Here is a 13,050-nt window from a genome sequence, read left to right as displayed (position 1 = left end):
GGCCGGGACGCTACCGGGCGCCGTACCGCCGTGACCTCCGGTGGAGACGCAGGCGACGCGTGACCCGCACCGTAACCGGACGACCCTCCGGTTGGTGCGGTAGCGTGGCTCACATGCCTGGATCGATCCTGGGAACCTCCGTCCGCCGCGTCGAGGACGCCGACCTGGTCACCGGTGCGAGCACCTACGTCGGCAACCTCCGGCTCGACGGCCTGGCCCACGTGGTGTTCGTCCGCTCGCCGCTGGCGCACGCCCGCATCACCGGCATCGAGACCGGCGAGGCGGCGTCCGCGCCGGGTGTGCTGGCCGTCTACACGGCCGCCGACCTGGACCTGCCCGCCCACCACGGGCTCATGGTGCTCAACCCGGACCTGCCGCGCCCGCCGCTGGCGACCGACCGGGTGCGGTTCTCCGGCGAGGCCGTCGCGATGGTCGTGGCCGAGACCCGGGCCGCGGCCGTCGACGCCGCCGAGCTCGTCGAGGTCGACTACGACCCGCTGCCCGCCGTGACCGACCCGGAGGAGGCGCTCGCCTACGGCGCCGAGCTGCAGTTCCCCGACCACGGCAGCAACCTGGCCGCGGGCCTGCGCGGGCAGGGGGACCCGCTCGACGGCGCCGAGGTCGTCGTCCGGGCCCGGATGGAGAACCAGCGGGTCGCCGCCGTCCCGCTCGAGGGGAACGCGATCGTCGCCGACCCGACGACCGAGGACTTCGGGCTCACGCTGCACGTGTCGACCCAGATGCCGCACGGCTTCCACGCCCAGATGTGCGAGGTGCTCGGTCTCGACCCCGGAACGGTCCGGGTGATCGCCCCGCACGTCGGCGGCGGTTTCGGCGCCAAGGCCGGGGTGCTGGCCGAGCACACCGCCACCGTCGGCGCCGCCCGCGCGCTCGGGCGCCCGCTCGCCTGGGTGGACACCCGCTCGGAGAACCTGGTCTCGATGCCGCACGGCCGCGGCCAGGTCGGCTACTACGAGCTCGGCCTCACCCGGGACGGCCGGATGACCGGGCTGCGGGCCCGGGTGATCGGCGACGCCGGGGCCTACGCCGGCTTCGGCGGCGCGCTGCCGCTGTACATGACCTACCTGATGGCGCCGGGCGTGTACGACATCCCCGCGGTCCGCTTCGACGCGGCCTCCGCGCTGACCAACACCACCCCGATGGGCGCCTTCCGCGGCGCCGGCCGGCCCGAGGCCGCCGCGCACCTGGAGCGCCTCGTCGACGTCGCGGCCGCCGAGCTGGGGATCGACCCGGTGGAGCTGCGGCGGCGGAACCTGCTGCCGCCGGAGTCGTTCCCGCACACCACCGCGACCGGCGCGGCCTACGACGCCGGTGACTACGACCTGCCGCTGCGCGAGGCGCTCCACCGGGTCGGGTACGACGAGCTCCGCGCCGAGCAGGCCCGCCGCCGGGCGGCAGGGGACCCGGTGCGGCTCGGCATCGGCGTCTCGGTGTACGTCGAGGTCACGGCCGGCGGGGGCGGCGGCGAGTACGGCTCGGTGACCGTGCACGAGGACGGGACGGCCACCGTCTCGGCCGGCACGTCCGCGCACGGGCAGGGGCACGCGACGTCGTTCTCGATGCTCGTCTCGGACCGGCTCGGGATCCCCCTGGAGAAGATCACCTACGTGCAGTCGGACACGGCGCGGGTGCCGCGCGGCGCCGGCACCGGCGGGTCGCGGTCGCTGCAGCTCGGCGGCACCGCCGTGTCCGAGGCCGCGCACGAGCTGTACGAGCGGGCCCGCAAGATCGCCGCCACGGTGCTGGAGGCCTCCGCGGAGGACGTCACGATCACCGAGGAGGGCACGTTCGGTGTCGCCGGGGTGCCGTCCGGGCCGACGGTGACCTGGACCGAGGTGCACCGCAGGGCCGCCGCGACGGGGGAGGACCTGCACGTCGGGCTGGACTCCGAGCAGAGCGGGGCGACGTACCCGTTCGGCGCGCACGTCTCGGTCGTCGAGGTCGACACCGAGACCGGCCGGGTCACGCCGCTGCGGCACGTCGCCGTCGACGACTGCGGCCGGATCCTCAACCCGCTGCTCGTCGAGGGCCAGCAGCACGGCGGCCTGGCCCAGGGCATCGCGCAGGCCCTCTACGAGCACGTCCTGTTCGACGACGAGGGCCAGCCGCTCACCTCCAGCCTCGCCGGCTACACCATCCCGACGGCAGCCGACCTGTTCGGCTTCGAGGCCGCGACCACCGAGACCCCGACGCCACTGAACTCGCTGGGCGCCAAGGGGATCGGTGAGTCCGCGACGATCGGCTCGACTCCCGCCGTGCAGAACGCGGTGGTCGACGCGCTGGCCGACCTCGGGGTGCGGCACATCGACCTGCCCTGCACCCCGGAGCGGGTGTGGCGGGCCGTCGCCGCGGCCCGCGCCGGGACCGCGGACGGCGCGTGGCGCGAGCCCCCGGCGGTGTTCGACGGCCTTCCCGTCCGCGGCGGGGCGGCGGCCGAGGACGACACCGCCGCGATCTGATACCCACCCCTGGCTGTGCCCGGCGGGCCCGGTGGCGCAGACTCACCGCCGGACACGGACAGCGACAACGGGAGGGACCCGCACGATGAGGCTGGCGACGATCCGGACGGCGACCGGGCACCGGGCGGTGCGGATCGACGGCGACCACGCCGTCGAGACGGGGGAGGCCGACGTCCGCGCGCTGCTCGAGCGCCCGGACTGGGCCGAGCACGCCGCGGCCGCCGACGGGCCGGTGCACGAGGCGTCCACGCTGGACCTCGCGCCGCTGGTCCCGGCGCCCGAGAAGATCATCTGCGTGGGCCTGAACTACCGCGACCACGTGCAGGAGATGGGCAACGAGCTGCCCGAGTACCCGACGCTGTTCGCCAAGTTCGCGCCCGCGCTCATCGGGGCCCGGGACGAGATCGAGCTGCCGGCCGAGTCCGACCGGGTCGACTACGAGGCCGAGCTGACGATCGTCATCGGGCGTCCGGTCCGGCACGCCGACGCCGACGCGGCGCGGGCCGCGATCGCCGGCTACACGGTGCTCAACGACGTCAGCATGCGCGACTACCAGCGGCGCACCAAGCAGTTCCTCCAGGGCAAGACCTGGGAGCACTCGACACCGCTCGGCCCCGAGCTCGTCACCCCCGACGAGCTCCCGGCCGACCCGGCCGACGGCGGCGCGCTGCGGATCTCCTCCGAGCTCGACGGCGAGGTCATGCAAGACTCGACCACCGAGCAGCTGGTCTTCTCGGCGGTCGAGCTGGTCGTCTACCTGTCGACGATCGTCACGCTGAACCCCGGCGACGTCATCGCGACCGGTACCCCGGGCGGCGTCGGCGACGCGCGCACGCCCCCGCGCTACCTCACCGACGGCTGCGAGATCGTCACCGCGGTCGAGGGCGTCGGCGAGTGCCGCAACGTGGCCCGGGCCGTGAAGTGACCACCGCCGATCCGGTCGCCGTCCCGCCGCCGCTGGCCGACTCGCTGGCCTGGGCGGCGGACGGCCAGGCACACCTGCGCGGCCTGATGTCCCGGATGGGCGACGAGGCCTACACGGCGCCCTCGCTGCTGCCCGGCTGGACCCGAGCGCACGTGCTCACCCACATCGCCCGCAACGCCGACGCCATGGTCAACCTGCTGACCTGGGCGCGGACCGGGGTGGAGACGCCGGCCTACCGGGACCGGGCGGCGCGGGACGCCGACATCGCCGCGGGCGCCGGGCGCAGCCCCGAGGAGATCCGGGCCGACGTCGTCGCGAGCTCGGACCGGCTGGCCGACGCCGTACGGAAGTTCCCGCAGACCGCCTGGTCGGCGCGGGTCCGCAACGCACAGGGCGTCGAGGTCCCGGCGACCGCGGTGCCGTGGGCGCGGGCCCGCGAGGTGTGGATCCACGCCGTCGACCTCGACGTCGGGGCGTCGTTCAAGGACCTCCCGATCCCGATGCGCCGGGTGCTCGTCGCGGACGTCGTCACGACCCTGGAGACCCGGCCGGGCTGCCCGCACGTCCGGATCGTGGAGGCCCGCACCGGGCAGGCCCGCGAGTTCGGGCCCGGCCCGGCCACCGAGGACGGCGATCCGGGCGACCTGGGCACGGTCCGCGGGAGGGCCCCCGACCTGATCGCGTGGCTGCTCGGCAGGCCGTTCGGGAAGGGCCTGCGCGACGCCGAGGGCCGCCTCCCACCCCGGCTGCCCGACTGGCTGTAGGAGCAGGGGTCTCGTGATGTCCGGACGACGGTGGGCGGAGAGGCTGTTGAGAATCCCGCTCTCCCGGATGGGAGGGCTCGTACTAGTACCTCGTCAGACACTCATCCGGCCACCGGCACGGAACCACTCGATCGACAGATATGTCGTGGGCATACGGAGCGTCGTACACATGCGCGAAGCCTGAAATCTTGAACGGCTTTCCGTCGTTGTTCACCTCGACAGTGCGCCCGTCGTCCGTCGATACGTCGAGAACGAACTCGCATCGGCAGCTTCTCGTCATGATTGCCGCTTTGAATTCGATCTTCTCGTTCTTCTCGAGAGTGACCTGGCGCTCGTCGAAGTACATTCGCCCGGTCTCTTCCGGCGGGCTGGAATCCGGCACCATCTGCCGGGCTCGCGTGTTCGCGGAGTCCAGGTCGAACCCGAGAGGTTCCTGCGCCATTGCGCCTTGCGGCGTCCAGTATCCGAGACTGCCGGACAACGGCTCCTGACGGTACGTAACGCGGACGTCGATGTCGCGTATCTTCACTGTCTCGCTGTGCTGCCCGACCAGTGTGAAGAAGAACTGGTCGAAGACCCGAGGTGGATCGCCGGTCCCCTCCTCGAAGTCCTGGACCATCCCCGTCTCCACCACCTCCGGGGGTAGGAATCCGGGCTGGGCGCTCTTGTGCACGTACTCGGGCGGCACGATGCCGGGAAACGACAGCGAGCGCAGTACTTCCTCGTCCCGGCGCACACCTTCAACCGATATCGGCGCACGCGCGGCGTCGGATCGCTCCTGATCGCGGTCGACCGCTCGCTGCGCAAAGACTTCTTGTAGGGGCGCGAGGGTGAAGGTCAGTGCACCTGCGAGAACGACACCGATAGTGGTGGCGACAATCCCGTGCTCACGGATCCATTTCCACACGTCGGTCCCCGATCGAAGGCGTGGACACCCCATGTTTCCGTGCGGGATACGCGCGGTCAAGATTCGACGCGACCGCCTTCGTCATTCTTGAGTACATCTGACCCTCGGGGAGTAACACGCGTAGAGATCGTCCCGAGCGCTGCGGCACATCCGGACTCATGGGAGACGACGATGACCGACACGATCCCAGCGGTGTCCTCGGCGCCACTGCAGCTCGCCCAGGCCTATTTCGACGCGTGGAACGCCCACGACGGCATCGCCGTGGTCGGCACCTTCGCGCCCGCGGGCACCTACCTGGACCCGACGTTGCCGGGGCCGATCGGCGGCGACCACCTCGCGGGCTACGTCGGTGGGCTCGTGGCCGCGTTCCCGGACCTCCGGTTCGCGCTCGAGGACGTCGCGGTCGACGGCGACCGGGTGATCGGCCGGTGGCGGATGCAGGGCACCAACACCGGCCCGCTGCCCGGTGCCCCGGAGCCGACCGGTGGTACCTGCGACCTGCCCGGGGTCGATGTGATCACGGTCGGCGAGGGCGGGATCACCAGCGTGGTCGGCTACTTCGACCAGAAGACGTTCGTGGAGCAGCTCGGGTTGCAGGCGCTCGTGGTCCCCGCGGACGAGCCGCCGATGACGTGGGGCTACTCGGTGCGCACCGACCTGGGGAACCCGACGGTTCCGGGCGCGCTCTCGATGACCTGGACCGACGTCGGTTCGGACGCCGAGCAGGAGGAGGTGCAGATCCGCAGCCGGCAGATCGTCCAGGAGGTCGCCGCCGAACCGGGCTTCATCGCCTGGCTGGGCACCGCGTCCGGCCGCCGCATGCACACCGTGACGGCCTGGACGAGCCCCGAGGCCGCGGCATCGGCGATGGCACGCAGTGCCGGGCACCGCGAAGCGGTGGCCCGGGTACGCCGGGACGGGTTGCTGCCGCGCGGCTTCACCAGCATCTGGGTCCCGCACCGGCTCAACCAGCAGCAGACCGACTGCCCGGCGTGCGGCACCAAGGTGTGGTTCGACCCGGGCGCGGCGCCGCGCTGCGACTGCGGCGCCGAGCTCACCGTCGGGTCGTACCTGTAGCGGCCCGGGTCAGGCGTCGCGGCCCTCCAGCTCGTCCAACCGGGCCGTGGCCCGCCCGAGCTGGCGGGCCATCTCGTCGAGCCGGGCCTGCAGCAGCGCCATCTCCGCCGTGAGCACCGCGACCGCCCCGGCGGTCGCGACCGGGTCGCCGTCGATCGGGTCCGGGCGGCCGAACGCGGAGTCGTCGAACGGGCGGTCCTCGCCGGGCCGGTCGGCAGCGCCCGGGTCGGCCGGGGACAGCGGGCCGGCCGGCACGTCGTCGGGCAGCAGGGTGACCGCGGCGAGCCGGGCGAACCGCTCCGGGGTCAGCACCGGGCGGGCGCCCGCGCAGCGCGCGCACACCGGCTCCAGCCGCCGCCACCCGTGCTGCCCGGTGCCGGTGTCGGCCAGCGCGGACACCGTCGCCCCGCACCGGCAGGGGCGCATCCGGATCGCCCGCACCCGCTGGCGGGAGTACCGCAGCCCCAGCTCGTAGCGCCGGAACCGGCCGGACACGGCGACCTCGAGCAGGATCGCGCCCTGGTGCTCGGGCGCGCACGCGAGCTCGCGGGCGTCGGAGTCGGAGTGGAAGCAGTAGAAGCCGCAGTCGCACCAGCGGGACGGGCAGGAGTGCCGGCAGCCGTGCGCGCAGATGGCGTCGTCGACCGTGCGGTACACGTGGGCCCGCCCGAGGGTGACGCCGCTGAACCCGGCCGTCCGGCCGTCCGCGGACAGCATCGGGAAGGCCAGCTTGTGGCCCGTCAGCGGACCGGTCGGCCGCTCCTGCGGGGTGCGGCGGAACAGACCGCCGGGCATCTCAGTCCTCGCGCGACCCCGAGCGCGCCGGCTGCTCGTGCTCGACCGGTGACGGGTCGGTGGGCGCCGGTGCGGGGGCGGGTTCCGGACGGTCCGCGGCGAGCCGCTCGGCCTCGTGATCGACGACGTATCCCTCGGAGATCTTGCGACCCAGCCTCATGACGCCCTCCCGAGTTCCGGGGTCCCGGCGGAGCCCGTCGTGTGTCCGCCGTCACCAGGCTGACCGCTCGACGCGCCGTTGTCCAGCGCGGAACGGGTGTTTCGGCCGGAAAGCCGATCACGCCGGCCCGGGCCCGCGCCACCGGTACCGTGCAGCACCGGGCGGACACGAGGGGTGATCGATGCGGGGCGCGGCGCGGTACGGGATCGAACACGAGCTGGCCCTGCTGCGGGCGGACGGGGCACTCGCCGACTTCGCCTCGCTGACCCACGCGGAGGTCGCGGCGATCGTCGACGAGCTCCCCGACCTCCCGGACACGCAGACCGACCTGCGGATCGGTGACGCCGGCATCCGCCGCAAGCGGTGGTACGCCGAGGGGTACGAGCGGCTCGACGCCCACGGCGAGCTGCTCCGCTTCGTCCCGAAGGGCATCGAGATCCGGACCGCGGTGCACGACTCGGCCGCCGCGGCGGAGGCCGCGCTCGCCGCCGACGCGCGCACGCTGGCGACGGTGGCCGCCCGGCACGGCCTGCGCCCGGTCGCGATCGGTTTCCACCCGGTGCGGTCGTCGTACCGGCTGGACCCGCCGCCGAACGCGCACGAGCGGGCCGTGATGGCCGGCTCGCCCGAGGAACGCACCGCGCACCTGCACATGGTCACCTGGGGCCCGGACCTGAACCTGTCGTTCCCCGAGTCCGGCACGGACCCGGCGGTGCTGGCCGACGCGGCCGCCAAGCTCACCTACTACAGCCCGTACCTGGTGCCGTGGTCGTTCTCGGCGCCGTTCCGGGGCGGGCGGCCCTGGGGCGGGCTGTCCGCCCGGACCTCGCTGCGCACCGGCGCGCGGCCGGCCGCGCTGGCCTACCTGGAGCCGGGCGCGCCGCTGCTGCCGTCGGACCCGAGCCTGGTCCGGCACGCCGGCATCCCCGGCGAGATCGGGCGGATCGAGTTCAAGGCGTTCGACGCGGTCGCCGCCGTCGCCGGGGAGGAGCCCGCCGACGGCGGCGGGACCGGCCTGCTCGGCGCGCTGCTGACGCTGCTCACCGGCCTGCTGCGGGACGACACCCTCGGCGGGCGCCGCCGCACCCCGGACGCGGCTGCGCACCGGCGCGCGGCGCTGCGCGGCTGGGCCGACCCGGGCCTGCGGGCCGGGTCGCTCGCCGTGCTCGGCGCCGCCGCGGCCGCACTGGCGGGCGAGCCGGCCCACGAGGCCGCGCTCGCGCTGCTCCGGGACCGGCTGGGCCGGCGGGACACCCCCGCCGGCCGGATGCTCGCGCGCCACCGCTGCGGCGGCGGGATCGTGGGCGTCGCCCCCGCCGCCGCAGGGGAGCCGGCTCAGCGGTAGCTGTGCTCCTCGGCCGGGTACTCGCCGGCCCGGACGTCGGCGGCGAACGCGGCCGCCGCGTCGTGCAGCACCGTGCCGACGTCGGCGTAGCGCTTCACGAAGCGCGGGATCCGCCCGCGGTTCATCCCGGCCATGTCCGACCAGACCAGCACCTGGGCGTCGCAGTCCGGGCCGGCACCGATCCCCACGGTCGGCACGCGCAGCTCCGCGGTGACCCGCTTCGCCACGTCCGCGGGCACCAGCTCCAGCACGATCGCGAACGCGCCGGCCTCCTGGATCGCGAGCGCGTCCTCGACGAGCCGGTCGGCGGCGTCGCCGCGGCCCTGGATGCGGAACCCGCCGAGCGCGTGCTCGCTCTGCGGGGTGAACCCGAGATGGCCCATCACCGGTACGCCGGACGCGGTGAGCGCCTCGACCTGCGGCGCGAACCGGGCGCCGCCCTCGAGCTTCACCGCGTGCGCGCCGGCCTCCTTCATGAACCGGAACGCGGTCTCCTGGGCCTGGCCGGGGGAGACCTGGTAGCTGCCGAACGGCAGGTCGGCGACGACCAGGGCGCGGCGCGCACCCCGGACGACGGCCCGGGTCAGCGGGATCAGGTCGTCCACGGTGACGGGGATGGTGTTGTCGTGTCCGAAGACGTTGTTGCCGGCCGAGTCGCCGACGAGCAGCACCGGGATGCCGGCGTCGTCGAAGATCTCGGCGGAGTAGACGTCGTAGGCGGTCAGCATGGGCCAGTGCCGGCCCTCCTGCTTCCACTGCAGCAGGTGGTGGACGCGCGTCCGCTTCGGCGCCGCGGTCGTCCGGTACGGGGCCTCGGCCGCGTTCCCGGCGGGCGTGCCGCTGTGTGTGCTCACCACTGAGCTCCTTCCGTGCCTCGAGGCCCGCGCTGCTCGCGGGTCCCCGGGTTTCGCCGTCGGTGGCGTTCGCCAGGGTGGCAGCGTGGAGGCCCCGGGAGACGCGGGTGTGGGAACGCTCACCCGGGGTCTCGGCGACCGGCCGCGGAGACCCGCGACCGGTCACGGTCGGGGGTCGATGGCATGCTCGCCGTCATGGTTCCCCGCCTGCTGCGCCTCCGCGGCCCCGGACCCGCGACACCGCCGCCCCCCGCCGCCCGGCGGCGACGGCGCGGCCGCGCGGCCGGCGTGGCGGCGCTCGGTGCGGCCGTGCTGATGCTGGCCGGGGCCTGCGCGGACGCGGTTCCGGGTGCGGGCGGCCCGCCGGCCCCGGCGACCCCGCCGGACCTCGCCCGGTTCTACGACCAGAAGCTCACCTGGGGCCCGTGCGGCGACTACGCGCAGACCGACCAGGACCGGCAGGCGTTCGCCGACCCGCAGCTCGACTGCACCCGGGTCACCGTCCCGCTGGACTACGCGAAGCCCGACGGCGAGACCATGCAGATCGCCCTGCTGCGGAAGAAGGCAGGAGGCAACAAGATCGGGTCGCTGTTCACCGACCCCGGCGGCCCCGGGGCGTCGGGCACCTCGTTCATGGCGAGCCAGGCCGCGACGTGGCAGACCACCGGCCTGGGCGACCGGTTCGACCTGATCGGGTTCGACCCGCGCGGTACCGGGGCGAGCCTCCCGGCGATCCGCTGCCTGACCGACCAGGAGAACGACCAGGACCGCACCAAGGTCTTCGCCGACCCGTCCCCGGCCGGGGTCGCGGCCGCCGAGGCGCACTACAAGCAGTTCGCCGACCGCTGCGCCCAGCGCACCGGTCCGCAGGTGCTGGCCCACGTCGGGACCCGCGACGTCGCCAAGGACATGGACATCATGCGGGCCGCCGTCGGCGACCAGAAGATGACCTACGCGGGCTTCTCCTACGGCACCGAGCTCGGCACGGCCTACGCCGAGGCGTTCCCGCGCAACGTCCGCGCGTTGCTGCTGGACGGGGCGGTCGACCCGACCCAGACCACCCTCGAGTCGACGGTCAAGCAGAACGCCGGTTTCCAGCTGGCGTTCGACAACTTCGCCAAGGACTGCACCCGCAAGCCGAACTGCCCGCTGGGCACCGACCCGGCCGGGGCCACCCGCGCCTTCCAGACGATCATGCAGCCGCTGATCGACAAGCCGGTCCCGACCAGCGACGGCCGGGTGCTGAGCTTCACCGACGCGCAGACCGGTGTCAGCCAGGCGCTCTACCTGTCCGAGCTGTGGCCGGCCCTGCAGCAGGGCATCTCGCAGGTCGCGAGCGGCAACGGCGACTTCCTGATGATGCTGGCCGACTACTACCACCAGCGCGAGCCGCAGGGCCGGTACTCGAACATGCTGCAGGCGTTCCAGGCGATCACCTGCGTGAACCAGCAGCCGGTGACCGACCCGGCCCAGGCGGCCGAGCTCGCGCGGCGCTCCGACGAGGCCGCGCCGTTCCGGTCCACCGGCCGCGGACCGGTCGGTGCCCGGGACTCCTGCGCGTTCTGGCCGGTGCCACCGACCGGTCAGCCGCACGTCCCGCAGGCACCGGGGCTCCCGCCGGTGCTCGTGGTGTCGGTGACCGGTGACCCCGCGACGCCGTACCAGGCCGGTGTGGACCTGGCCCGCCAGCTCCGCGGCAGTCTCGTCACGGTCGAGGGCCAGAAGCACACCGCATCCCTGCAGGGTGATCCGTGCGTGGACAAGCTGGCCGTGGACTACCTGGTCGACCTGAAGCTCCCGCAGCAGGGGGCGCGGTGCGCGCTGCCGCCGGCGTGACCGGCACCGGCCGGGGCGACCCCGGAAACATCCGCGTAACACCGAGTTCCTAGGCTCCGCCGCATGGACCGCCAGCAGGAGTTCGTGCTCCGCACGCTCGAGGAACGCGACATCCGTTTCGTCCGCCTGTGGTTCACGGACGTCCTCGGGTACCTGAAGTCGGTGGCGGTCGCGCCGGCCGAGCTGGAGGGAGCGTTCGCCGAGGGGATCGGGTTCGACGGCTCGGCGATCGAGGGCTTCGCCCGGGTCTACGAGTCGGACATGGTGGCCAAGCCGGACCCGTCGACGTTCCAGGTGCTGCCCTGGGAGACGGAGTCCGGGGACCACTACTCGGCGCGGATGTTCTGCGACATCGCGATGCCGGACGGCTCCCCGTCCTGGGCCGACCCGCGGCACGTGCTCACCCGGGCGCTGAACAAGGCCGGCGAGGCCGGGTTCACCTGCTACGTCCACCCGGAGATCGAGTTCTACCTGCTGAAGAACCTGCCCGACGACGGGTCCCGGCCGGTCCCCGCCGACTCCGGCGGCTACTTCGACCAGGCCAGCCACGACGTCGCCCCGCACTTCCGGCGCAACACCATCGAGACCCTCGAGTCGATGGGGATCTCGGTCGAGTTCAGCCACCACGAGGGCGGGCCCGGCCAGCAGGAGATCGACCTGCGCTACGCCGACGCGCTGACCATGGCCGACAACCTCATGACGTTCCGCTACGTCGTGAAGGAGGTCGCGCTGACCCAGGGCGTGCGGGCGTCGTTCATGCCCAAGCCGTTCTCCGAGCACCCCGGCTCGGCGATGCACACGCACTTCTCGCTGTTCGAGGGCGACCACAACGCCTTCCACGACCCGGACGACCCCTACGAGCTCTCGGCGACCGGCAAGGCGTTCGTCGCCGGCGTGCTCCGGCACGCCCGGGAGATCACCGCGGTCACCAACCAGTGGGTGAACTCCTACAAGCGGCTGATCACCGGCGGCGAGGCCCCGACCGCGGTGTCCTGGGGGCACGCGAACCGGTCCGCGCTGGTCCGGGTGCCGATGTACTCGCCGGGCAAGTCGTCGTCGCGCCGGGTGGAGGTCCGCACCCTGGACTCGGCGTGCAACCCCTACCTGGCCTACGCGGTGATCCTCGGTGCCGGCCTGACCGGGGTCCAGAAGGGCTACGAGCTGCCGCCCGCCACCGAGGACGACGTCTGGGCGCTCACCGACACCGAACGCAAGGCGCTGGGCTACGAGCTGCTGCCGCAGAACCTGACCGAGGCGCTCGACGTGATGGAGCGCTCCGAGCTGGTCGCCGAGTACCTGGGCGAGCACGTCTTCGACTTCTTCCTGCGGAACAAGCGCGCCGAGTGGGACGCCTACCGGCGGAACGTGACCCCGCACGAGCTGGCCACGTATCTTCCCGTGTTGTGACCGGTTTCGAGGACGAGATCATCCTGGGTCCGCTGCCGAAGGGCATCACGCGGGCCGGCGAGGGCCAGTACAAGCGGGTGTGGAACGTGCTGGGCCACACCTACTGGGCGAAGGCGATCAGCGAGACCAGCTTCGCGTTCGAGACGCTGGACCCGCCGGGCACCGGCGTGCCGCCGCACGTGCACCCCACCCAGGACGAGCACATCCACGTCCTCGACGGGGTGTTCACGCTGTACCTGGACGGGCAGTGGGAGACGGCCGGGCCCGGCGACACCGTGCTCATGCCGAAGGGCCTGCCGCACGCGTACTACAACAAGGAGGACGGGAACGCCCGGGCGCTGTTCTGGGTGAGCCCGGCCGGCCGGCTGGCCCAGCTGTTCGACCGGCTGCACGACCTCACCGACCCGGCGGAGGTGGTCCGGCAGTCGGCCCTGCACGACGTCGACTTCCTGCCGCCCGGAAGCGTCCCCGGGGCCGACTGACCGGTGTCCGACGACCGG

The 13,050-nt window shown here is 73.4% G+C and carries 12 protein-coding genes; 8 read left to right on the top strand and 4 right to left on the bottom strand.

Features of this window, described 5'->3' with window-relative positions; all coding sequences use genetic code 11:
- Positions 1-113: 113 nt before the first annotated feature.
- The 3 genes from H7X46_RS17790 to H7X46_RS17780 all read left to right on the top strand — a co-directional run bounded on the left by H7X46_RS17790 (position 114) and on the right by H7X46_RS17780 (position 4,169).
- On the top strand, positions 114-2,480 hold the full coding sequence (locus H7X46_RS17790) for a xanthine dehydrogenase family protein molybdopterin-binding subunit (RefSeq protein WP_186360470.1): 2,367 nt from the start codon (positions 114-116) through the stop codon (positions 2,478-2,480).
- Between the two features lie 85 nt (positions 2,481-2,565).
- Positions 2,566-3,405: a fumarylacetoacetate hydrolase family protein gene (locus H7X46_RS17785; protein WP_186360469.1), complete on the top strand. Its 840-nt coding sequence runs from the start codon at positions 2,566-2,568 to the stop codon at positions 3,403-3,405.
- A complete protein-coding gene (locus tag H7X46_RS17780; RefSeq protein ID WP_186360468.1) occupies positions 3,402-4,169 on the top strand; it encodes a maleylpyruvate isomerase family mycothiol-dependent enzyme in 768 nt (255 codons plus the stop codon). The genes H7X46_RS17785 and H7X46_RS17780 overlap by 4 nt, the downstream gene beginning before the upstream one ends.
- A gap of 82 nt (positions 4,170-4,251) precedes the next feature.
- Here H7X46_RS17780 and H7X46_RS17775 read toward each other — a convergent pair whose 3' ends face one another.
- Entirely contained in the window at positions 4,252-5,076 is an 825-nt protein-coding gene (locus tag H7X46_RS17775; RefSeq protein ID WP_186360467.1) for a hypothetical protein, read from the bottom strand.
- A gap of 171 nt (positions 5,077-5,247) precedes the next feature.
- On the opposite strand from H7X46_RS17775, the gene H7X46_RS17770 reads away from it, so the two are divergent.
- Complete coding sequence (locus tag H7X46_RS17770) at positions 5,248-6,153, top strand: ester cyclase (RefSeq protein ID WP_186360466.1); 906 nt, start codon at positions 5,248-5,250, stop codon at positions 6,151-6,153.
- Between the two features lie 9 nt (positions 6,154-6,162).
- On the opposite strand, the gene H7X46_RS17765 is transcribed toward H7X46_RS17770, so the two are convergent.
- Both H7X46_RS17765 and H7X46_RS17760 read right to left on the bottom strand, forming a co-directional pair.
- Complete coding sequence (locus tag H7X46_RS17765) at positions 6,163-6,948, bottom strand: hypothetical protein (protein WP_186360465.1); 786 nt, start codon at positions 6,946-6,948, stop codon at positions 6,163-6,165.
- Position 6,949: 1 nt separating this feature from the next.
- Positions 6,950-7,108, bottom strand: coding sequence for a hypothetical protein (locus tag H7X46_RS17760; RefSeq protein ID WP_186360464.1), 159 nt, complete (start codon positions 7,106-7,108; stop codon positions 6,950-6,952).
- Positions 7,109-7,289: 181 nt separating this feature from the next.
- On the opposite strand from H7X46_RS17760, the gene H7X46_RS17755 reads away from it, so the two are divergent.
- Positions 7,290-8,453: a glutamate-cysteine ligase family protein gene (locus tag H7X46_RS17755; RefSeq protein WP_186360463.1), complete on the top strand. Its 1,164-nt coding sequence runs from the start codon at positions 7,290-7,292 to the stop codon at positions 8,451-8,453.
- On the opposite strand, the gene panB is transcribed toward H7X46_RS17755, so the two are convergent.
- A complete protein-coding gene (gene panB / locus H7X46_RS17750; RefSeq protein ID WP_186360462.1) occupies positions 8,444-9,307 on the bottom strand; it encodes a 3-methyl-2-oxobutanoate hydroxymethyltransferase in 864 nt (287 codons plus the stop codon). The two genes, H7X46_RS17755 and panB, sit on opposite strands and share 10 nt — an antisense overlap.
- 315 nt (positions 9,308-9,622) lie before the next feature.
- Here panB and H7X46_RS17745 point away from each other — a divergent pair, with 315 nt between their 5' ends.
- From H7X46_RS17745 to H7X46_RS17735, 3 genes are all read left to right on the top strand, one after another.
- Entirely contained in the window at positions 9,623-11,143 is a 1,521-nt protein-coding gene (locus H7X46_RS17745; RefSeq protein ID WP_186362740.1) for an alpha/beta hydrolase, read from the top strand.
- 63 nt (positions 11,144-11,206) lie between these two features.
- Positions 11,207-12,550: a type I glutamate--ammonia ligase gene (glnA, locus tag H7X46_RS17740; RefSeq protein WP_186360461.1), complete on the top strand. Its 1,344-nt coding sequence runs from the start codon at positions 11,207-11,209 to the stop codon at positions 12,548-12,550.
- Positions 12,547-13,032, top strand: a complete 486-nt coding sequence (locus tag H7X46_RS17735) for a cupin domain-containing protein (RefSeq protein WP_370588829.1) — start codon at positions 12,547-12,549, stop codon at positions 13,030-13,032. Before glnA ends, H7X46_RS17735 begins: the two co-directional genes overlap by 4 nt.
- Positions 13,033-13,050 lie beyond the last annotated feature (18 nt).

The sequence above is a fragment of the Pseudonocardia sp. C8 genome, assembly GCF_014267175.1.
Lineage (GTDB): Bacteria > Actinomycetota > Actinomycetes > Mycobacteriales > Pseudonocardiaceae > Pseudonocardia.
The sequence above is the reverse complement of the archived record's forward strand: the minus strand, read 5'-3'. Positions and strand labels throughout refer to the sequence as shown.

Excerpts from the sequence above, each read along its gene's own strand:
- H7X46_RS17760 (WP_186360464.1), bottom strand. The coding sequence starts at position 7,108 with ATGAGGCTGGGTCGCAAGATCTCCGAGGGATACGTCGTCGATCACGAG.
- H7X46_RS17790 (WP_186360470.1), top strand. The coding sequence starts at position 114 with ATGCCTGGATCGATCCTGGGAACCTCCGTCCGCCGCGTCGAGGACGCC.
- glnA (WP_186360461.1), top strand. The coding sequence starts at position 11,207 with ATGGACCGCCAGCAGGAGTTCGTGCTCCGCACGCTCGAGGAACGCGAC.
- H7X46_RS17770 (WP_186360466.1), top strand. The coding sequence starts at position 5,248 with ATGACCGACACGATCCCAGCGGTGTCCTCGGCGCCACTGCAGCTCGCC.
- H7X46_RS17755 (WP_186360463.1), top strand. The coding sequence starts at position 7,290 with ATGCGGGGCGCGGCGCGGTACGGGATCGAACACGAGCTGGCCCTGCTG.
- H7X46_RS17765 (WP_186360465.1), bottom strand. The coding sequence starts at position 6,948 with ATGCCCGGCGGTCTGTTCCGCCGCACCCCGCAGGAGCGGCCGACCGGT.
- H7X46_RS17745 (WP_186362740.1), top strand. The coding sequence starts at position 9,623 with ATGCTGGCCGGGGCCTGCGCGGACGCGGTTCCGGGTGCGGGCGGCCCG.
- H7X46_RS17785 (WP_186360469.1), top strand. The coding sequence starts at position 2,566 with ATGAGGCTGGCGACGATCCGGACGGCGACCGGGCACCGGGCGGTGCGG.